Raw genomic sequence first — 20,828 nt, 5'->3', positions numbered from 1 at the left:
CCAGAATGAGCGCTATTTTTTCTGATGAGGGATATGCCGTAAATTATGCCGGCGCAAAGACCCTTGTGGATATGCTGGCCCTGGCCCAGGGAGAGGGCGATATTATCATAGTGGAGGGAGAAAAAAGCTGCAGCCTGCCCAAGGTGGAGGTGCGCAGGCGTGAGGCGTCCTTAGAGCCTGCCTGCAGCGTGGATACCCTGATCTGTATTGCAACGGATGCCTGGGAGGATACCAGGGCGGAGTGTCCGGTACATGACTTAAACGATATACGGTCCATTTTCAAAAGCATTTGCGATTATTTTGGATTGGAGCGGATGTAAATGAAATTGATTAAAACAGAAGATGCCGTGGGACATGTGCTGTGCCATGACATGACGCAGATTATCCCGGGAGTGATAAAGGATGCAGTGTTCCGAAAGGGACATGTGGTGACTGCCCAGGATATTCCTGTGCTGCTTTCCATGGGAAAAGAGAATCTTTATGTGTGGGAGAAAAAGGAGGGTATCCTGCACGAGGATGAAGCGGCGGAAATATTGCGTGATATCTGCATGGGCGATCATATGCAGGCAGGCGAGCCCAAGGAGGGAAAAATTGAGATAAGGTCAGAGATGGACGGACTTTTCAAGGTGGATACGAAAAGGCTGAATGCGGTCAACGCCTTGGGAGAGATGATGATTGCCTCCAGGCACGGAAACTTCCCCGTAAAGGCGGGGGACAAGCTGGCGGCCACAAGAATCATTCCTCTGGTGATAGAGCAGGAGAAAATGGAGGCTGCAAAAGAGGCGGCGGGAGAAAAACCGCTGTTTTCGCTGCTGCCCTTTACAAGAAAAAAGGCTGGACTGATCGTTACAGGAAGCGAAGTAAAAAAAGGGCTGGTTGAGGACTCCTTTGGACCGGTGGTGAAAAAAAAGCTTGCAGAGTACGGCGTCTCGGTGCTGTGGCAGGCTTACCCCGGGGACGATGGGGAGGCTATCTCGGATACCATTGCAGACTTTATCGGACAGGGGGCGGAGCTTGTGCTCTGTACGGGCGGAATGAGCGTAGATCCGGATGATAAAACGCCGGGAGCTATCCGCCGGACAAAAGCGCGCATTGTGTCCTACGGTGCGCCTGTGCTGCCCGGAGCCATGTTTCTGTTAGCCTATTATGAGACCGGAAAGGAACAGATTCCCGTGATGGGACTTCCCGGCTGTGTAATGTATGCCGGGAGAACAATTTTTGATTTAGTGCTTCCCAGAGTGCTGGCGGGGGAAATTCTGGAAAAAGAGGACTTGAGCACATATGGGGAGGGCGGCCTCTGCCTTGGGTGCAGGGGGTGCACCTTCCCCAGCTGCGGCTTTGGGAAATAATAGGCGTTTGCGAAACTCGCTGACAAAGTCACGAACCTGGTCATAATAACCAAAAACGGGTTCCGAAGCAGTGGCTCGTCACCCTTATTTTGGTTATTACGCCCAGTTTCTGATACTAAGGATTGAGTTTTGCAATTACCTGAGTTAAAAAAGGAGGAAGGATGAGCGGATTAACCCATTTTGATGAAAAAGGAAACGCTGTTATGGTGGATGTGACGGAAAAGCCGGTGACGGACAGAATGGCTGCGGCCTGTGGAAGCATACGGGTAAGCAGGGAGGTTTTTGAGGCCATAAAGAATGGAACGGCTAAAAAAGGCGATGTTCTGGGAACAGCCAGAATTGCCGGAATTATGGCTGCAAAAAAGACCTGGGATATCATCCCTTTGTGCCATCCGCTTCCTCTGACGAAAGTAACCGTTGATTTTACACTTGAGGAGGAGACCCTCAGCGTGGAAGCTGTCTGCACGGCAAGGCTGTCGGGGCGCACGGGTGTTGAAATGGAGGCCCTGACCGGCGTAAGCGCCGCCTTGCTTACGATTTATGATATGTGCAAGGCCATGGACCGGGGGATGGAAATTGAGAAGATTCATCTGCTGGAAAAGGCGGGCGGAAAGAGCGGACACTACTTGAGGCCTTCTCCCTTTTAAGAAGAGGAGATATGATATGAAAAGAACAGGGCATAAAATTGTGATGCTTTTGCTTGCAGGCTGTATGCTGCTTGCCACCGGCTGCGCAGGAGCACAGGAGGAAGCTGCACAGCGCGCAGACGCACAGGAGAATGTGGAGCTTACCGTGCTTGCGGCTGCAAGCCTGACGGATGTATGCAATGAGATCAAGACCATGTATGAGGCGGAGCATGAAAATGTCACCCTGAATTTTTCCTATGGGGGCTCCGGCGCTCTGCAGACGCAGATCGAAGAGGGAGCGCCTGCGGATATTTTTATTTCAGCAGCACAGAAGCAGATGGACGCCCTGAATGAGGAGGGGCTGATGGAATCGGATTCCATTCAGGATCTTTTGGAGAACAAGGTGGTATTGATTGTACCAAAGACAAGCACGGCGGGAATTGAAAGCTTTGAGGATGCGGCTACGGACAAGGTGGGCATGATCGGACTGGGCGAGCCTGGAAGCGTTCCGGCGGGACAGTATGCGGAGGAAATTTTCACCTCTCTTGGAATCCTGGATGAGGTAAAAGCCAAGGCCAATTACGGAACGGATGTGAGAAATGTGCTTTCCTGGGTGGAAACGGGAGAGGTGGACTGCGGCGTGGTTTACGCCACGGACGCCATTTCCTCTGACTCCATTACAGTGGTGTGCCAGGCGCCGGAGGGCTCCTGTACTCCCATTATCTATCCCATGGGCATTGTAAAGGCCTCCGAGCAGAAGGAAGCGGCCCAGGAATTTATGGATTACCTGAAAACAGATGAGATCAGCGCCCTTTTCGAGTCCTATGGCTTTGCCACGGTGCAGTAGGTGGCCGGGATGGATTTTTCACCTTTTATCATTTCTCTCAAGGCGGCCTGCTGCGCCACCTTGCTGACCTTTTTTCTGGGGCTTTTGGCCGCCTGGCTGATAGCCCCCATGAAAAGGGGGAAGTCCCTTTTGGATGGGCTTTTTTCCCTTCCCATGGTGCTTCCGCCCACTGTAGTCGGCTTTTTTCTGCTTCTTTTGTTTGGGAAGAACAGCCTTTTTGGAAAGCTTCTGGACGCTCTTGGGATGGGTGTTATCTTTACCTGGCAGGGGGCAGCTGTGGCTTCCATGGTGGTATCCTTTCCCATTATGTACCGCACTGCCAGGGGAGCCCTTGAACAGGTGGACGAAAATCTCATTCACGCCGCAAGGACCCTGGGAATGAGCGAGCTTCGGATTTTTCTCAGAGTGATGCTGCCTGCATCCTGGCCGGGAATCATGGCGGGAACCATACTGGCCTTTGCACGTGCGCTGGGAGAATTTGGGGCAACCATAATGCTTGCGGGGAACATACCGGGAAAGACCCAGACCATGTCGGTGGCTATCTACACGGCGGTGCAGTCAGGAAACAGAGCGTTAGCCTGCCGCTGGACGGCGGTTATCATGGCTATGTCCTTTGTGACGATTCTGCTCATGAATTATCTGACGGATCACCGAAAGTCAAAAAGGAGGTCCGGGTAATGGCGCTGTATGTGGATATTGAGAAAAAGCTGGGCGATTTCTCCCTGAAGGCAAAGTTTGAAGCGGGTACGGAAACCTTTGCCATACTGGGAGCGTCGGGCTGCGGAAAGAGCATGACGTTAAAATGTATCGCCGGCATCGAGACGCCGGACAAAGGACGGATTGTGCTGGACGGCCGGGTTTTGTTTGACTCTAAGGAGCATATCAATATGCCGGTGCGGAAAAGAAATGTAGGCTATCTGTTTCAGGACTATGCGCTTTTTCCCAATATGACGGTGCGCAAGAATATTCTCTCCGGCATGAAGGAAAAGGGGCGCAGGAGGGAGGAGGCCGTAAGGGAATACATCCGCCGGTTTTATCTGGAGGGATTGGAAAATCTGTATCCCTGGCAGCTTTCAGGAGGGCAGAAGCAGCGGGCGGCGTTAGCCAGGATGCTGGCTGCCCAGCCTGACATTATTATGCTGGACGAGCCCTTTTCCGCTCTGGACAGTTATCTGAAATGGCAGCTGGAGCAGGAAATCTTAAAGGTTATGGAAGCCTACCAAAAAACAGTTCTCTTTGTATCCCATGACCGGAACGAGGTATACCGGCTCACGGACAAAATTGCGGTGATGGAGCAGGGGCAGCTTTTGGACGTACAGGAAAAGAAGCAGCTTTTTGACAGCCCCAAGACACTGGCCGCCGCGCTTTTGACCGGCTGCAAAAATATAACGCGCTTAAAGCGGGAGGGCGAAGGCCGGTACTGGGCTGTGGACTGGGGAATATGGCTTAGTCTGGAGGAGGAAAAGGAGCCGCCGAAATACGCCGCTGTGCGGGCCCATTTCTTCGAGTGGGTTTCAAAGCCGGAACCGGAGGCAGTGTTTGACTGTCAGGTGGAACGGGTGATAGAGGATACCTTTTCCATGATTCTTTTGTTCCGGCAAAAGGGAAATCAAGAGGAGGGCGACTGGACTCATCTGCGATATGAGCTTCCAAAGGGGGACTATCAAAAAATGAAGGAGCAGGGGGCTGGAGTTTCCCTGGAAGAGGGGGACAAAAAGCTGTATCTGAAAATTCCCGGAGAAAAGCTGATGCTGCTTTGGCAGTAGGCGCAGAAAGGCATAGGTTAAAGGATGACGGACAACATCGGAAGAGTAATTGATTATCTCAGAATATCCGTGACGGACAAATGTAATCTGCGGTGCAGATACTGTATGCCCTCTGAGGGCGTCACATCTCTGCGCCATGAGGATATTCTTTCCTTTGAGGAGATCACAAGAGTCTGCAAAATCATGGCCCGGCTTGGCATCAGAAAGGTGCGCATCACCGGCGGAGAGCCCCTGGTGCGCAAGGACGTCTGCAGCCTTATTGAGCAGATTCATGCCATACCTGGAATAGAGGAGATTGCCATGACCACCAACGCAACCCTTTTGGCTCCTCTGGCGGGGAAACTAAAAAGGGCAGGTCTTGACCGGGTCAATATCAGCCTGGATGCGCTGGATCCTCTGGTCTTTGCCGCCGTTACGGGCCGGAATGCGCTTGGGGAGGTAAAGGAGGGACTTTTAGCTGCCCTTTCTGTGGGCTTTGGCGTAAAAATAAACTGTGTGCCCTGCAGGGAATTGAATGAGGGAGAGCTTAGAAGGGTGGCGGCCATTGCACAAGATCAGCCGGTGGACGTACGGTTTATTGAGCTCATGCCCATTGGCTGCGGAAAACAATTTCATGGAATTCCTTCCGGGGAGCTGCTTAAGGACTTTTCCGCCTTTTTCGGAGAGCCAAAGGAGGCGCCGGCATCCCCGGGCGGCGGCCCGGCCTGTTATTACCGCTTCCCGGGCTTTCAGGGAAGAATCGGCTTTATCAGCCCCATTTCCCATAAATTCTGCAAAAGCTGCAGCAGAGTGCGTATTACGGCGGAGGGGAGGTTTAAGCTCTGCCTGCATTATGAAAGCGGCATAGATCTGCGGAAATATCTGCGGGACGGGCAGACAGAGGATGCACAAATCGAAGAGGCAATTTTAGAGGCGGTGAAGAATAAGCCCGCCGCCCACCATTTTGAGAGTCCGGGCGAAGAAATGCCTTCAGAAAGGGAAGCCGTGGAAGAAAGAAATATGAATCAGATCGGAGGATGAAGGATGGGCAGGGTAAGGGCTGTATGTATCAGTGAGAAAAAAGGAACGGCAAAGAGAAATGTGGGAAAATGTAATTTCCTGGAGGATTTTGGGCTGGAGAACGACGCCCACGGAGGCAAATGGCACAGGCAGGTGAGCCTTTTGTCCTATGAGGCGGTGGAGGCATTCCGGGCAAGAGGAGCCCGGGTGGAGGACGGCGCCTTTGGGGAAAACCTTCTGGTGGAGGGCTTTGATTTTAAAAGCTTTCCGGTGGGAACCATATTTACATGCAATGATGTGGTGCTTGAGCTGACACAGATCGGCAAGAAATGCCACTCGGAGTGCGAGATTTTCAAACAGGTGGGTGACTGTATCATGCCAAGAGAGGGCGTTTTTGCCAGAGTGCTCCACGGAGGAACCATACAGACAGGAGATGAGTTGTATGTCAGAGAAGAAAGAGAATCAGGAGAAGCGGGAGAAGCTGAAAGCTGCGGTGATCACGGCCAGTGATAAGGGAGCGGCGGGGGAAAGGGAGGACTTAAGCGGTCCAGCCGTTTCCGAAATGCTCACAAAACGGGGGTATCAGGTGGAACATAGAGTGCTTTTGCCCGATGATGAGGAGCTTTTGTATCGGGAAATGGTCAGGCTTGCGGATGAGGAGGCGGTGGACGTGATTTTTACCACCGGAGGAACGGGACTTTCCAAGCGGGATCGGACGCCGGAGGCCACATTGCGGGCGGCTCACAGAAATGTGCCGGGAATTGCCGAGGCCATCAGGGTGCACAGCCTTTCCATCACCCCAAGGGCTATGCTCAGCCGTGGGGTGAGCGTGATGCGGGGGCAGACCCTGATCATAAATCTGCCCGGAAGTCCCAAGGCGGTGCGGGAGTGCCTGGAATATATCCTTCCCAGCCTGGAACATGGCATTTTGATTATGAAGGGGCTGGATGGGGAGTGCGGAAAAACGGAAAAACTTTGTTAAAAAATTATTCTTTCTTGTCAATTGATGAAAAATAAAGTACAATAACTTAGGCGAGGGATATGCCAGACTTTCGGGTCTGGCATATTGTTATATTTGGAAAATGTGAAAAAATTATCTAAGTGTGCCGCAAAAGCGGTCAAAGGAAATAAAAATGATACAAAACAGGGTTACCATGTGTCAGGAGATTGTGAAGGTTCAGGGGGAAGCCATCAAAAGGGCAGAGGATGAGCTGCTTTTGGAGCATGCGCTTTCTCTGGAATATGGAGGAGAAAAAATCCCCTTTTTCTGCACGGAGCTTCTGCTTCGGGAACTGGCGGTGGGATATGTATTTTCTGCCTTTGGAAGAAATTTGGGAAAAGAAAGATATCTGTTGGAAAGTGTGGCCCCGGGCCATACAAAAATCCGTTTTTTGGGAGAGGGAGCTTTGGAGGCGCCCTTTGGCCGCGCACAGGACTTTGCCGTGGAGACAGAATGGATCTGCCAGGCTATGGAGAGCTTTTCCAAGAGATCAGAGCTGTTTTTGCAGACGGGAAATGTGCACAGCGCCGCCTTTCTTCCAAGGAAGCAAAAGGGCAGAAGGCAGGAATTCCAGTATGCGCTGTATGCGGAGGATATCGGACGGCATAACGCGCTGGATAAGCTCATTGGGCTTGCCCTCGTACAGGATGTTGATTTGTCGGATGGCGTTGTGCTTTTATCAGGAAGGGGGCCTTCGGATATGGTAAAAAAACTTATGTCAGCCGGGGTTAAGATGGCGGTCAGTGTCTCTGCCCCAACCTATGACAGTGTACGGCTGGCACAGGCTGCAGGCATAACGCTGATCGGCTTTGCAAGAGGAAGCAGAATGAATATTTACAGCAATGCGTATAGAGTGACAGGCAAGGAAAGGGAGGTTTTTCATGCAGACGAAAAACGTGATTTCTTCAAATGAAGTAAATGAAAAGGTTACCAAATTTCTGGACAAATATGTAAAGCGAGTAAAGGCCTGCCCCCCGGGGGTATGCCCCATTTCCGTGCAGCTTTCCTTCTTAGAGAGCGCAAGGACCCAGACCTGCGGCAAATGTGTTCCCTGCCGGGATGGTCTGGAGCAGGTGGAGAACATGATGCGGGATATTCTGGACGGAAGGGCGGATCGAGAAACCTTTGACCAAATGGTGGCTCTTGCCCAGATGATACAGGATACCGCAGACTGCGCCATCGGTTACGAGGCGGCAAATATTGTACTGCAGAGCGTGGAGCTGTTTCATGATGAATATATGAGCCACATAGAAAATCACAGATGCCAGGAGGAGATCGGGCAGAAGGTTCCCTGTATTTCCTATTGTCCGGCTCATGTGGATATTCCCGGCTATATTGCTTTGATCGGAGAACACCGCTATGCAGACGCCATCAATCTGATCAGACAGGACAATCCTTTCCCAACGGCCTGCGCCTTTATCTGCGAGCATCCCTGTGAAGAAAAGTGCAGAAGAGATTTGATCGACAGCCCGGTAAACATCAGAGGCCTCAAAAAATTTGCGGTGGATCAGATTCCTGCAGATCAGGTGAAGGTTCCGGAATGCAATGTTTCCACCGGAAAGAAGGTTGCCATTGTAGGCGGCGGTCCTTCAGGCCTTACCACCGCATATTTTCTGTCTCTTATGGGGCATAAGGTGGTGGTTTTTGAGGAACGGGAAAAGCTGGGCGGCATGCTGCGCTACGGGATTCCAAACTACAGGCTTCCCAAGAACAGATTGGATGAGGATATCAACGCTGTCCTCTCTACGGGAAACATTGAGGTGAGATATCAGACTGCGGTGGGCAGAGATGTGACTATGGAGGAGCTTTTAGAGGCGTATGATGCGGTGTATATCGCCATCGGCGCACAGGTGGGGAAAACTGTACATATCTCGGGAATCGAAAGCAATGGCGTCTATTCCGCGGTGAGCATGCTAAGTGAGATCGGAAGGGGCAATCTGCCGGATTACACCGGAAAACGTGTGGTTGTGGTAGGCGGCGGAAACGTGGCCATGGACTGCGCCCGCTCCGCTGTCAGGTGCAATGCCAAAGAGGTGACGGTGATTTACAGAAGGCGCCAGGTGGATATGACGGCGCTGCCCTCGGAAATCCAGGGAGCCATAGAGGAGGGCGTAGAGCTTTTGACCTTGAATGCGCCGGTAAGAATTCATGCGGATGAAGCGGGAAATGTAAAAGCCTTTGTGGCACAGCCCCAGATCATCAGTGTGTACGGCAAAAACGGGCAGCCCACGGCGGTCAGCGCAAACAAGGAGGAGATCGAGGTTCCCTGTGAGGTGGTGCTGATGGCCATCGGGCAGGATATTGTTTCAGCTCCTTTTGAAAAATATAATGTGAATCCCAGAAGGAAAACCTTCGAGACCACCCCGGATACCAGATTGAAGGATTATGAGAAAATTTTTGCCGGAGGAGACTGCGTTTTTGGTCCCGCCACGGTAATTAAGGCAATCGGGGCCGGCAAAATCGCCGCTTTGAATATAGACGAATACCTGGGATATCATCACAAATTTAACGACGCCATAGAAATTCCCGCTCCCAGAGAGAACGAAAGAACCCATATCGGGCGGGTGCATCTGACGGACCGTTCCGCAAGAGAGCGGAAAAAGAATTTTGAGCCCATTGAAAACGGCATGTCCTACGACGAGGCCATGCAGGAGTGCAGCAAATGTCTCAGATGTGATCATTTCGGCTGCGGCGTAGTGGAAGGAGGCAGAGTATAATGGTGCAGATTACCATAGATGGAGTGGTCTTATCCGTGGACCCCAAGCTTACGATTTTGGAGGCCGCACAAAAGGCTGATATCAAGATTCCTACCTTGTGCTATTTAAAGGATGTAAACGAGGTGGGAGCCTGCAAAATGTGCGTGGTTGAGGTGGAGGGCAAAAAGCAGCTTGTGACCTCCTGCAACACCAGAGTTTCTGAGGGCATGGTGGTACATACCAAAAGCGAGAGGGTGGTAAACAGCAGAAAGCAGGTGTTGAATCTGCTGCTTGCCAACCATGATGTGAGGTGCTTTTCCTGTTCAAAATCCGGCGAGTGCCTCTTACAGGACCTCTCCAATGAATATGAGATCACAAAATCCTGCTATGAGAGCAATGCGGTGAAGCTGGAAGCCAAGAAGGAAAATCCCTTCTTAACTTATTATCCCGATCTTTGCATCAACTGCCAGCGGTGTGTAAGCACCTGTAATAAGGTGGCGGGAAACGGTGCGCTGCACAATATCAAGATCGGAACCAGAACCTTAATTGATGCGCCTTTCGGGCCGGACTGGAAAACCAGCCTGTGCGAATCCTGCGGCAACTGCGCCAATGTGTGTCCCACAGGGGCGCTGGTGGCAAAGAACCACAAAAAATATCAGATCAGCAAGGTGAAAAAGGTGCTGACCACCTGCCCCCACTGTGCCACGGGATGCCAGTTTTATCTTCTGGTAAAGGACAATGAGATTGTGGATGTGGAACCGGCAGAGGGTCCCTCAAACAAGGGGCTTTTGTGTGTGAAGGGCAGATTTGGTTCTTTTAATTTTGTGCATTCTCCCGACAGGCTCAAATACCCTCTCATTAAGAATCATGAGACCGGGAAGTTTGAGAGAGCCACCTGGGATGAGGCCCTGGACCTGATCGCCTCCAAATTTCTGGAGATCAAAAAGAAGTACGGGCCTGACGCATTGGCGGGCTTTGCCTGCTCCAGGTCTCCCAATGAGGACTGCTATATGCTGCAGAAAATGGTGCGCTGCGCATTCGGCACCAACAACGTGGACAACTGTGCAAGGGTGTGCCACTCTGCGTCTGTTTCAGGTCTGGCCATGACCCTGGGATCCGGGGCGATGACCAATCCCATCAGCGATATTACCCAGGATGTGGATGTGATTATGCTGGTGGGCTCTAATCCTGAGGAGGCCCATCCTGTCATCGGCATGCAGATACGGCAGGCCGTTGAGAGGGGCACCAGATTGATCGTGGTAGATCCAAGGGACATCGGTCTTTCCAAATGGGCGGACATTCATCTGAAGCTGAAGCCCGGCACCAATGTGGCCTTTGCCAACGGCATGATGAACGTAATCATCAATGAGGGCCTTGCAGATGAGGAATTTATCCGCACCAGAACGGAGGGCTTTGAGGAGCTTAAGGAGATTGTCAAGGAATATACGCCTGAGAGAGTGGCAAAGATCTGCCATATTGACAGCGATCACCTGCGGGAAGCGGCCCTGATGTATGCAAAGGCAAGGAAGGCGCCTATTATATACTGCCTGGGAGTCACGGAGCATTCCACAGGAACAGAGGGCGTTATGTCCATGTCAAACATGGCTATGCTGGTTGGCAAGATCGGACGCTCCGGCTGCGGCGTGAATCCTTTAAGAGGACAGAATAATGTACAGGGAGCCTGCGATATGGGGGCAATGCCCGGAGACTTCCCCGGATATCAGAAAGTGACAGCTCCCGGAGTGATAGAAAAATTTGAGAAGGCCTGGGGCGTAACCTTGAACAGAAAGCCCGGCGTGCACGCCACAGATGTGTTCGGCGCGGCCATCCGAAAGGAAATCAGGGGACTGTTTATTTTCGGCGAAGACCCGATTGTGACGGATGCGGATCAGAACCATGTGAGGAAGGCTCTGGAAAGTCTGGATTTTCTGGTGCTGGACGACCTGTTTATGACGGAGACCGCCCAGTATGCGGATGTGATTCTGCCGGGCACAAGCTATGCGGAAAAGGAAGGAACCTTCTCCAATACGGAGCGTCGTGTTCAGAGAGTGAGAAAGGCGGTTACCCTGGAGGGAGAAATGCGGCTGGATACGGATATCTTTATTGATCTGATGAACCGCATGGGCTATCCACAGCCCAAACTTACCGCTGAGGAGATCATGGATGAGATCGCTTCTGTGACACCGTCCTTTGGAGGAATCAGCCACAGGCGTCTCGACAGGGGAGAATCTCTCCAGTGGCCCTGCCCGGACAAGAAGCATCCTGGTACGCCCATTCTTCATGTGGGAAAATTTGCAAGAGGGCTTGGCTGGTTTTACCCGGCGCAGTACACCCCAAGCGTCGAGCTGCCTGATGAGCAGTATCCCTTTATTCTCATGACGGGACGTATCCTCTATCACTACAACACAAGGGCCATGACCGGAAGGACCCCGGGCCTGATGGAGAGAGAGGGACATTCCTTTATCGAGGTGAACACGCAGGACGCTGCAAGGCTGGGGATTGCCGATCAGGAAAAAATAAGGGTTTCCTCCAGAAGGGGAACCATAGAGACCACTGCCAGGGTGGGGGAAAAGGTTTCCCCAGGGGAAACATGGATGCCCTTTCACTTCCCTGACGGGAACGCCAATGTGCTCACAAACGCGGCGCTGGATAAATTTGCAAGAATTCCTGAATATAAGGTGTGCGCCGTTAAGATAGAAAAAATACCTGTTTCATAATGAGCTGAGGCTTTATAATGAAGTAATTGCGAAACTCGATTCCTGGCATCAAAAGCTGGGCGTAATAACCAAAATAAGGGTGACTAGCCACTGCTTCGGAACCCGTTTTTGGTTATTATGACCAGCTTCGTGACTTTGCCAGCTCGTTTTGCAATTACTTGCTTTAAAATGGCGGAAAGGAGCATAATGAAAAAGCCCGTTGTCTATGGCGTCTGCACACTGTCTCTTTTGCTTCTGATAGCGGCCGCCTGCTTTCTTCCACAGCTTGTCTTTCAGATAGAGGATGCCTACCGGATGGGGAGGACCTGGTCTGAGGAGAGGACTGGTCTTGCGGTGGAAAATCTGAATATGGATTACGAAATGTCCGTGGACAAAAGGTTGGAAAGCTTTGCGGAAAATGTAGATTCCTTTTTTGTATCAGGCACGGAGCTTTTGGCAGATCAGGAAAGCTATATGGTGGCAGGCGCTGCGCTGGAGCAGGATATCATTTGGATTTTACAGGATTTGGGAGTACTTCCTGTCTATTTCAGTTATGATATCATACAGATGAAGCGGTATTTGATCTGTCATGAGGATTTGAATAAAGGGATTGCCCTGAGCACCTATTATTGTGAGCTTCAGATATCTGATGGTTCCCAGGTGAAGGTTTTGTTCGATGAAAAGACAAATACAATTTATTGCATCCAGTTTAGGCTGATGCAAGAGACAGAGGATGCTTATGGGATGGAAAACGATCTTGCTGCAGCATATGCAAACATCTATGATCTGGGTTATATTTTTGCTTACTATTACGGCATAGACCCGGAGAATGGGCTGGAGATGATTCTCGAGGATTCTTACACAGGGGAGGATGGGGAATTGGATTTCTTCTCTGTCAAAATACTGCTTCCTTATGATTTTACTTCCCTGAGCCTGTGTATCAGCGGAAAGGAAGAAAAGGAGGGACCTACCTCCATGTCCTTTGAAATCAGCGAAATAGCAGAGCTGATCCCGGAGCTTGCCGAAAGCGGATCGTAAAACGGATAACATAATCTGCCTCCCGCACAGATATACTTAGATAGGATGTGCGGGAGGTTTTTGTTTGGAGAGAGCGGAAAAAATCATAAAACAGTTAGATCAGATTGTGTGGGGGCCCGGGATGCTGGCGCTTCTTTTGGGTACGGGCTGTTATCTTATGATAAGGCTGGGGGGATTGCCTCTGCGTAATTTAAAAGCTGCCCTGCTCTGCGCCATAGGGCGCGACAAGGCTTCTGAGCAGAAAAAGGAAGAAGGCAGGGAGGCGGGGATATCCTCCTTTTCTTCTCTCATGACGGAGCTTGCGGCCACCATCGGCACGGGAAATATTGTGGGTGTGGCCACAGCCATGGTTCTGGGCGGCCCGGGAGCCCTTTTTTGGATGATGCTTTCCAGCGTGGCGGGAATGGCCACAAAGCTTGTGGAGAGTATGCTGGCAGTAAAATACAGGGAAAAAAATCAGTCCGGGGAGTATGTGGGAGGCCCTATGTATACCATGAAAAACGCTTTTCCGGGGAGCAGATTTTTTGCTGTTTTGGGGATGCTGTTTGCTGTATTTGCCGTGCTTGCCTCCTTTGGCATGGGAAATATGACGCAGTCCAATTCCATTGCTTCTGCAATAAAGGTCACCTTTGGCGTACCTGAGGCGAAAACCGGGCTTGCAATTAGCATATTGACCATTCTGGCGGTGCTTGGCGGGATACGCACGATTTCCCGGGTGACCCAGGTATTAGTTCCCGTTATGGGAGTCTTTTATATGGCCGGAGCCCTCACTGTGATCCTGTTTCATGCAGGAAATGTGCCTGGTGGAATTGCGGGGATTCTGCAGGGGGCCTTTTGCCCAAAGGCTGTGGGCGGAGGACTCTTTGGCAGCGTCACAGTCTCCGCCATGGAGGCATTCCGATGGGGGATTTCCAGAGGGGTGTTTTCCAATGAGGCTGGCCTGGGAGCCGCAGGAATCAGCGCTGCCGCTGCAGACACAAAAGATTACATAAAGCAGGGATACATCAGCATGACAGGGGTTTTTCTGGACACCATTGTGATCTGCGCTGTCACCGGCCTTGCCCTTGCTGCATCCGGGGTTTTGGGGGCGGTGGATGAACGGGGGGAGCCCTTTACGGGAACGGCACTGACCATTGCAGCCTTTGCCACCACCTTTGGGAAATGGGGGGCTTTTTTTATCTGCATCTGCATCACCTTGTTTGCCTTTGCCACCATTGTTGGATGGGCCTATCAGGGGGAGAAGGCCTTTGAGTTTTTGGCGGGAAACACCAGATATTGTATTTTTTACCGCTTTTTTTACGGACTTATATCCTATGTGGGAGCCCTGTGCGCCCTGGAGGTGGTCTGGGATTTTTCGGATATCTGCAACGCCCTTATGGCATTGCCGAATTTGATCTGTGTGCTGGCCCTTTCCGGGAAAGCCTGCAGGGAGCTGAAAGCCGCCGGCAAGCCCTGAGGGCCTTCGGAGAGATCGAAGCTCCACAGCTTCCATGCCTGCCGGGCTTAAAAGAGTTGAGATATTGTAAAACTCGTGTTATGATAAAGTCTGCATGAAATTGTAGATTGAAATGTGAGGATGATTATGACAAAAACCATTGAAAATTTTTTGCGGTATGTGACGGTGGATACCCAGTCCCAGGAAAATTCGGATACAATCCCCAGCACGATGAAGCAGCATGATCTGGCAGGAATGCTTGTGAAGGAGCTTACCGCTATGGGAGCCTGCGATATCACCTACGACAGAAAGCACTGTTATGTGTACGCCACAATTCCTGCCTCCTGTGGCTGCGAGAAGGGGCCGGTACTGGGCTTTATTGCTCATATGGACACTTCTCCTGCGGTGACGGGGGCTGGGGTCTCACCCAGGATTGTGGAGCGCTATGACGGCGGCGATATTGTGTTAAACGAGAAGGAAGGCATCGTGATGAGAGCGGCTGATTTTCCTGAGCTGTCAGGGTATCAGGGGCAGGATTTGATCGTGACGGACGGAACCACCCTGCTTGGAGCGGACGACAAGGCGGGGGTCGCGGAGATCATGGCCATGGCGGATTACCTGCTGAAGAACCCTCAGTGCAGACATGGGAAGATAAGGATCGGCTTTACCCCGGATGAAGAGGTGGGAGACGGAGCGGAATACTTTGACGTGAAGCTTTTTGGAGCTGATTTTGCCTATACGGTGGACGGCGGCGCCCTGGGGGAGCTGGAATATGAAAGCTTTAATGCTGCAGGAGCGGTTCTGCATGTGTATGGGAGAAGCGTCCATCCCGGCTCCGCCAAGGGAAAGATGAAAAACGCCATTTTGATTGCGCAGGAATTCCAGAGTCTTCTGCCGGTCTTTGAAAACCCCATGTACACGGAAAGGTATGAAGGATTTTTCCATCTGGACAGCATTTCCGGAAATGTGGAGGAGGTCACGGCGGATTATATCATCCGCGACCACGACAGGGCGCTGTTTGAACAGAAGAAGGAAACCTTTCTTCGTTGCAGGGATTTTTTAAATCAAAAATATGGACAAGGCACCGTGAAGGTGGATATGAGGGACTCCTACTACAACATGAGCGAGGTATTGAAGGATCATATGCACCTGGTGGAAAACGCAGCGTCTGCCATGGAGGAGTTTGGCATAGAGCCTAAGATTTCTCCCATCAGGGGAGGCACGGATGGCGCAAGGCTTTCCTTTATGGGGCTTCCCTGTCCCAATCTGTGCACAGGAGGGGAAAATTTCCATGGGAAATATGAATATGCCTGCGTTCAGTCCATGGAGGCGGTGACAAAGCTTTTGATCCGGATTGCGGAAAAATATGCGGGGTATGAAGGATGAATACAGATTTGGAAAAGATAGATACGACCGCCCAGGCACCGGTGACGGAGCCGGAAAGACAGTATTATTTTATGGCAAGGGCCAGAGAGCATGTAAAAGCACTGGAGAAGCGGCTTGGAAGAAAGCCCCTGTGCTGCGTTACCACCTTCGGCTGCCAGATGAACGCCAGGGATTCGGAAAAGCTGGCAGGCATCCTAAAGGCGGCGGGCTACGAAATGACCCAGGAGGAAAATGCAGATTTCGTAATTTTTAACACCTGTACAGTGCGGGATAATGCCAATCAGAGGGTGTACGGCAGGCTTGGGGTGTTAAACGGCTATAAGAAGAAAAATCCCGGCATGAAAATTGCCCTGTGCGGCTGTATGATGCAGGAGCCCTCTGTGATTGAAAAGCTGAAGAAAAGCTATGGCTTTGTGGATTTGATTTTCGGCACTCATAATATCTACAAATTTGCGGAGCTGCTTACGGCGTCCTTTGAGAGAGAGGGCATGATCATAGACATCTGGAAGGACACGGACCGGATCGTGGAGGACCTGCCCGTGGAAAGGAAATATCCCTTTAAATCGGGAATCAATATTATGTTCGGCTGCAATAATTTCTGCAGCTACTGTATTGTCCCCTATGTGAGGGGGCGGGAGAGAAGCAGAAACCCCGAGGATATTATACGGGAAATTGAGGGACTTGTATCGGACGGGGTGACGGAAGTTATGCTGCTTGGACAGAATGTAAATTCCTACGGGAAAAATCTGGAAAGTCCCGTCACCTTTGCACAGCTGCTTACCCAGGTGGAGAAAATAGAAGGGTTACAGCGGATCCGCTTTATGACCTCACACCCAAAGGATTTATCTCCGGAGCTGATCCAGGTGATGAAGGAATCAAAAAAAATCTGCCGCCATCTGCATCTGCCCCTGCAGTCCGGCTCCACCAGGATTTTGAAGGCCATGAACCGCCGTTATACCAAGGAGCAGTACCTTGAGCTGGCCCTTCGCATCAAAAGAGAGATACCGGATATCTCCATCACCACGGATATTATCGTGGGCTTCCCTGGGGAGACCTTTGAGGATGTGGAGGAAACCATAGATGTGATAAGAAAGGTGAAATTCGATAACGCCTTTACCTTTATCTATTCCAGGCGGACGGGAACCCCGGCGGCGTCCATGGAAAACCAGGTGCCTGAAAGCCAGGTGAAGGAAGCCTTCGACAGGGTGCTCAAAGCAGTACAGGATACTGCAAGGGAACAGGCGGGCCGTTTCCAGGGACAGATCATGGAGGTTCTTGTGGAGGAGAGAAATGAAAATGATCCCAGACTTTTGACAGGAAGGCTTTCCAACAATATGCTGGTGCATTTCCCGGGGAATATTTCTCTGATTGGGAAGCTTGCAAGGGTTTCCCTGGATGTCTGTCATGGCTTTTACTATACGGGACGCATGGTGGAAGAATAAAGTACCAAGATTTACAATTACAACATTTTGTGGTAAGATAATAGCGGATGCGCAAACCTTTGTGCATCCGCTTCTTTACGGAAGAAACAAGGCAAAAGAACAGGAGTAAACCATTTTGCAGGAATCAGAATTGACACCCATGATGCAGCAGTACCTGGAGACGAAGAAGCAGTACCCGGACTGTATCCTTTTTTACCGTCTGGGTGATTTTTATGAAATGTTTTTCGAGGATGCGCTCACCGCGTCCAAGGAGCTGGAAATCACGCTGACAGGAAAAAACTGCGGACTTAAGGAGCGGGCTCCCATGTGCGGGGTTCCTTATCATGCGGTGGAAGGATATTTGACTAAATTGGTCAACAAGGGCTACAAGGTGGCCATCTGTGAGCAGATGGAGGACCCTAAGCTGGCCAAGGGGCTTGTGAAAAGAGATGTGGTCAGGATTGTCACTCCCGGAACCAATTTGAATATGCAGGCCCTTGAGGAATCCAAAAATAATTATTTGATGTGTGTAACCTACACGCCCACGAAGATAGGCATTTCTGTGGCGGATGTGACCACAGGGGATTATTATCTGACGGAGGTGGAGGATCTAAGGAAGCTTCAGGATGAAATGATGAAGTATCAGCCCTCGGAAATTATCTGTAATGACGCTTTTTTGGTCAGCGGCATGGATATTGACGATTTGAAGGGAAGATACCATATTTCCGTGAATGTGCTGGAGGCCCATCTGTTTGACGATGAGAGCTGTAAAAAAGCCCTGTTGAAGCATTTTAAGGTGAACACGCTGATGGGGCTTGGTGTGGAGGAGTTTCCGGTTGGGGTGATTGCGGCGGGCGCTCTTTTGCAGTATCTTTACGAGACTCAGAAAACCCCCCTGGAGCATTTTACCCATATTTATCCGTATCTTACCAATAAATTTATGCTCCTTGACAGCTCCACCAGGCGAAATCTTGAGCTTACGGAAACCCTCAGGGAGAAACAAAAAAGAGGGTCTCTTTTGTGGGTTTTGGATAAGACGAAAACTGCCATGGGCGGCAGAAAGCTCAGAAGCATGCTGGAGCAGCCTCTCATCGACAAAGAAGAGATGGAGATGCGCCTGGACGCCATAGAGGAATTGAATAAAGACAGTGTATCCCGGGACGAGCTGAGAGAATATTTAAGCCCCATCTATGATCTGGAGCGGCTTTTGAGCAAGGTGATCTATAAGACGGCAAACCCAAGGGATTTGATTGCCTTTCGCAATTCCCTTGAGATGCTTCCTCATATCAAAACGGTTCTAAAGGGCTTTGAAAAGGAAGCCTTAAGGGGCATTTATAATGATTTGGAAGGCCTTGAGGATATTTATCAGCTGATCTTAAATGCCATTGAGGAGGAACCCCCAATCACCATCAGGGAGGGCGGCATCTTAAAGGATGGCTTTGACGAGACCATCGATATGTTAAGGAGCGCCAAGCATGACGGAAAGAAATGGCTTGCCCTTTTGGAGGAGGAGGACAGGGAGCGGACCGGCATTAAGAATTTAAAGATCAAATATAACAAGGTGTTCGGCTATTATTTTGAGGTTACCAATTCCTATAAAGAGCTGGTGCCCTCTGACTATGTGCGCAAACAGACCCTTGCCAATGCAGAGCGTTATACAACGCCCAGGTTAAAGGAGCTGGAGGATACCATTTTAAATGCGGAGGACAAGCTGCAGACCCTGGAATATGATCTGTTCTGCAGGATCAGGGATTCCATCGCCATGGAGATAGACCGTATCCAGAAAACGGCAAAGGCTGTGGCTCTTTTGGATGTGTTTACTTCCCTTTCCCTGGTGGCGGAGCGCAATCGCTATGTGCGCCCGAAGCTGAACGAAAGGGGCGTGATAGATATAAAGGACGGCAGGCATCCGGTGGTGGAACAGATGATCACCCATGATATGTTTATCGCAAACGACACCTATCTGGACAATGCCTCTCACTGTATCAGCATCATTACAGGCCCCAATATGGCGGGAAAATCCACCTATATGCGCCAGACGGCGCTGATTGTGCTTATGGCGCAGATCGGATGCTTTGTGCCGGCAAAGTCGGCTAATATCGGCATAGTGGACCGGATTTTTACCCGGGTGGGGGCTTCCGATGACCTGGCCAGCGGTCAGTCCACCTTTATGGTGGAGATGAACGAGGTGGCAAATATTTTGAGGAACGCAACCTCCCACAGCCTTTTGATTCTCGATGAGATCGGCAGGGGCACCTCCACCTTTGACGGGCTGAGCATTGCCTGGGCTGTGATAGAGCATATCAGCAACCGAAAGCTTTTGGGAGCAAAGACCTTGTTTGCCACCCATTATCATGAGCTGACGGAGCTGGAGGGGAAAATGAGCAATGTGAACAATTACTGCATTGCGGTGAAGGAACGGGGGGATGAGATTGTGTTCCTTCGAAAGATTGTGAAGGGGGGCGCGGATAAAAGCTATGGCATTCAGGTGGCAAAGCTGGCGGGAGTGCCGGACATGGTCATTGACAGGGCAAAGGAGATCGTGGAGCAGTTAAGCGACAACGATATTACCGCAAAGGTCCAGAATATCGCCGTGGACACAAGGGCGGACGCAAAGGCCAAAAAGCAGCCCAAATACGATGAGGTTGATCTGGCTCAGATGTCCTTGTTTGACACGGTTACAGATGAGGATGTTCTAAAGGAGCTGATGGATATCGAGGTTACCACCCTGACGCCCTTAGACGCCTTAAATACGCTCTATAGGCTGCAGAATAAGCTGAAAAACCGCTGGGGCGGCAGAGAACAGAAATAGTCCGGGAAAAGATGCCAGAGAAGGCACAGAAATGAGGAAATTATGGCACAGATACATGTACTGGATTCGGAGACCATTGATAAAATTGCGGCCGGAGAGGTGGTGGAGCGGCCTGCAAGCGTGGTAAAGGAGCTTGTGGAAAACGCCATCGACGCCAATGCAACAGCCATCACCGTGGAGGCAAAGGAGGGGGGCATTGCATTGATCCGGGTCACCGACAACGGAGAAGGCATGGAGGCCGGACAGCTGCGGACAGCCTTTCTGCGCCATGCCACCAGCAAGATCGAAAATGCGGAGGATTTGACGCATATCTTAAGCCTTGGGTTTCGTGGAGAGGCCCTCTCCAGCATTGCGGCGGTGTCTAAGGTGGAGGTAATCTCTAAAACAGCAGGAGGCCTGACCGGAGGAAGGATTGTGCTAGAGGGCGCAAGAGAAATAGAATTTGGGGAGGTGGGCGCACCGGAAGGAACCACCGTCCTGGTGCGGAACCTCTTTTTCAACACGCCGGTGCGGCGGAAATTTTTGAAAACGCCCGTTACCGAGGGGGGATATATTTCAGACCTTATGGAGCACCTTGCTTTGTCCAGGCCGGATATTTCCTTTAAGTTTGTGCTGGGGAACCAGACCAGATTCCACACCTCAGGAAACGGAGATTTAAGAGAGGTAATTTACCGGCTTTACGGCAGAGAGACTGCGGCGTCACTTGTGCCCATACAGTGGGAGCGGGAGAATATACGCATTCAGGGTTATCTGGGAG

Annotated in this window: 18 protein-coding genes; all 18 read left to right on the top strand. The window is 51.0% G+C overall.

The genetic code is table 11. The features are described from left to right. A partial coding sequence (locus AC1WIP_RS01350) for a molybdopterin-guanine dinucleotide biosynthesis protein B (RefSeq protein ID WP_481140121.1) occupies nt 1-320 on the top strand: 320 nt, incomplete at its 5' end. Continuing rightward, on the top strand, nt 321-1,349 hold the full coding sequence (locus AC1WIP_RS01345) for a molybdopterin-binding protein (protein ID WP_481140120.1): 1,029 nt from the start codon (nt 321-323) through the stop codon (nt 1,347-1,349). A 161-nt stretch (nt 1,350-1,510) separates the two neighbouring features. Then, entirely contained in the window at nt 1,511-1,996 is a 486-nt protein-coding gene (gene moaC / locus AC1WIP_RS01340; protein ID WP_481140119.1) for a cyclic pyranopterin monophosphate synthase MoaC, read from the top strand. 16 nt (nt 1,997-2,012) lie between these two features. Continuing rightward, a complete protein-coding gene (gene modA, locus AC1WIP_RS01335) occupies nt 2,013-2,822 on the top strand; it encodes a molybdate ABC transporter substrate-binding protein (protein WP_481140118.1) in 810 nt (269 codons plus the stop codon). A gap of 9 nt (nt 2,823-2,831) precedes the next feature. After that, a complete protein-coding gene (modB, locus tag AC1WIP_RS01330; protein ID WP_481140117.1) occupies nt 2,832-3,500 on the top strand; it encodes a molybdate ABC transporter permease subunit in 669 nt (222 codons plus the stop codon). Then, nucleotides 3,500-4,588 carry a sulfate/molybdate ABC transporter ATP-binding protein gene (locus tag AC1WIP_RS01325; RefSeq protein ID WP_481140116.1) on the top strand — a complete coding sequence of 363 codons (1,089 nt, stop codon included), beginning with the start codon at nt 3,500-3,502 and terminating at the stop codon, nt 4,586-4,588. The genes modB and AC1WIP_RS01325 overlap by 1 nt, the downstream gene beginning before the upstream one ends. Before the next feature lie 24 nt (nt 4,589-4,612). Continuing rightward, nucleotides 4,613-5,608 (top strand): GTP 3',8-cyclase MoaA, encoded by a 996-nt coding sequence (gene moaA, locus AC1WIP_RS01320; protein WP_481140115.1) that lies wholly within the window; start codon nt 4,613-4,615, stop codon nt 5,606-5,608. Nucleotides 5,609-5,611: 3 nt separating this feature from the next. Continuing rightward, the gene (locus AC1WIP_RS01315) at nt 5,612-6,097 is read left to right on the top strand and encodes an MOSC domain-containing protein (protein WP_481140114.1); all 486 of its coding nucleotides are present in this window, start codon (nt 5,612-5,614) and stop codon (nt 6,095-6,097) included. After that, nucleotides 6,030-6,569 (top strand): MogA/MoaB family molybdenum cofactor biosynthesis protein, encoded by a 540-nt coding sequence (locus AC1WIP_RS01310; RefSeq protein ID WP_481140113.1) that lies wholly within the window; start codon nt 6,030-6,032, stop codon nt 6,567-6,569. The genes AC1WIP_RS01315 and AC1WIP_RS01310 overlap by 68 nt, the downstream gene beginning before the upstream one ends. A 151-nt stretch (nt 6,570-6,720) precedes the next feature. Beyond that, the gene (locus AC1WIP_RS01305) at nt 6,721-7,500 is read left to right on the top strand and encodes a formate dehydrogenase accessory sulfurtransferase FdhD (RefSeq protein WP_481140112.1); all 780 of its coding nucleotides are present in this window, start codon (nt 6,721-6,723) and stop codon (nt 7,498-7,500) included. After that, on the top strand, nt 7,469-9,304 hold the full coding sequence (locus AC1WIP_RS01300; protein ID WP_481140111.1) for an NAD(P)-binding protein: 1,836 nt from the start codon (nt 7,469-7,471) through the stop codon (nt 9,302-9,304). The genes AC1WIP_RS01305 and AC1WIP_RS01300 overlap by 32 nt, the downstream gene beginning before the upstream one ends. Further along, nucleotides 9,304-12,000 carry a formate dehydrogenase subunit alpha gene (fdhF, locus tag AC1WIP_RS01295; protein ID WP_481140110.1) on the top strand — a complete coding sequence of 899 codons (2,697 nt, stop codon included), beginning with the start codon at nt 9,304-9,306 and terminating at the stop codon, nt 11,998-12,000. The genes AC1WIP_RS01300 and fdhF overlap by 1 nt, the downstream gene beginning before the upstream one ends. Nucleotides 12,001-12,186: 186 nt before the next feature. Further along, entirely contained in the window at nt 12,187-13,017 is an 831-nt protein-coding gene (locus AC1WIP_RS01290; protein ID WP_481140109.1) for a hypothetical protein, read from the top strand. Nucleotides 13,018-13,081: 64 nt separating this feature from the next. Further along, nucleotides 13,082-14,473, top strand: coding sequence for an alanine/glycine:cation symporter family protein (locus AC1WIP_RS01285; RefSeq protein ID WP_481140108.1), 1,392 nt, complete (start codon nt 13,082-13,084; stop codon nt 14,471-14,473). A 126-nt stretch (nt 14,474-14,599) separates the two neighbouring features. Next, nucleotides 14,600-15,838, top strand: coding sequence for a peptidase T (gene pepT / locus AC1WIP_RS01280; protein ID WP_481140107.1), 1,239 nt, complete (start codon nt 14,600-14,602; stop codon nt 15,836-15,838). Then, on the top strand, nt 15,835-17,280 hold the full coding sequence (miaB, locus tag AC1WIP_RS01275) for a tRNA (N6-isopentenyl adenosine(37)-C2)-methylthiotransferase MiaB (protein ID WP_481140106.1): 1,446 nt from the start codon (nt 15,835-15,837) through the stop codon (nt 17,278-17,280). The genes pepT and miaB overlap by 4 nt, the downstream gene beginning before the upstream one ends. Before the next feature lie 139 nt (nt 17,281-17,419). Beyond that, nucleotides 17,420-20,071, top strand: coding sequence for a DNA mismatch repair protein MutS (gene mutS / locus AC1WIP_RS01270; protein ID WP_481140122.1), 2,652 nt, complete (start codon nt 17,420-17,422; stop codon nt 20,069-20,071). A 42-nt stretch (nt 20,072-20,113) separates the two neighbouring features. After that, nucleotides 20,114-20,828 (top strand): DNA mismatch repair endonuclease MutL (gene mutL / locus AC1WIP_RS01265; RefSeq protein ID WP_481140105.1); only part of this gene is annotated, 715 nt, incomplete at its 3' end.

Source organism: Acetatifactor sp., assembly GCF_982438285.1.
This window is presented reverse-complemented; position numbering and strand designations above follow the sequence as displayed.

Bases quoted from the DNA above. Each gene is read 5' to 3' on its own strand.
- AC1WIP_RS01345 (WP_481140120.1), top strand. From the start codon at position 321: ATGAAATTGATTAAAACAGAAGATGCCGTGGGACATGTGCTGTGCCAT.
- moaC (WP_481140119.1), top strand. From the start codon at position 1,511: ATGAGCGGATTAACCCATTTTGATGAAAAAGGAAACGCTGTTATGGTG.
- modA (WP_481140118.1), top strand. From the start codon at position 2,013: ATGAAAAGAACAGGGCATAAAATTGTGATGCTTTTGCTTGCAGGCTGT.
- modB (WP_481140117.1), top strand. From the start codon at position 2,832: ATGGATTTTTCACCTTTTATCATTTCTCTCAAGGCGGCCTGCTGCGCC.
- AC1WIP_RS01325 (WP_481140116.1), top strand. From the start codon at position 3,500: ATGGCGCTGTATGTGGATATTGAGAAAAAGCTGGGCGATTTCTCCCTG.
- moaA (WP_481140115.1), top strand. From the start codon at position 4,613: ATGACGGACAACATCGGAAGAGTAATTGATTATCTCAGAATATCCGTG.
- AC1WIP_RS01315 (WP_481140114.1), top strand. From the start codon at position 5,612: ATGGGCAGGGTAAGGGCTGTATGTATCAGTGAGAAAAAAGGAACGGCA.
- AC1WIP_RS01310 (WP_481140113.1), top strand. From the start codon at position 6,030: ATGTCAGAGAAGAAAGAGAATCAGGAGAAGCGGGAGAAGCTGAAAGCT.
- AC1WIP_RS01305 (WP_481140112.1), top strand. From the start codon at position 6,721: ATGATACAAAACAGGGTTACCATGTGTCAGGAGATTGTGAAGGTTCAG.
- AC1WIP_RS01300 (WP_481140111.1), top strand. From the start codon at position 7,469: ATGCAGACGAAAAACGTGATTTCTTCAAATGAAGTAAATGAAAAGGTT.
- fdhF (WP_481140110.1), top strand. From the start codon at position 9,304: ATGGTGCAGATTACCATAGATGGAGTGGTCTTATCCGTGGACCCCAAG.
- AC1WIP_RS01290 (WP_481140109.1), top strand. From the start codon at position 12,187: ATGAAAAAGCCCGTTGTCTATGGCGTCTGCACACTGTCTCTTTTGCTT.
- pepT (WP_481140107.1), top strand. From the start codon at position 14,600: ATGACAAAAACCATTGAAAATTTTTTGCGGTATGTGACGGTGGATACC.
- miaB (WP_481140106.1), top strand. From the start codon at position 15,835: ATGAATACAGATTTGGAAAAGATAGATACGACCGCCCAGGCACCGGTG.
- mutS (WP_481140122.1), top strand. From the start codon at position 17,420: ATGATGCAGCAGTACCTGGAGACGAAGAAGCAGTACCCGGACTGTATC.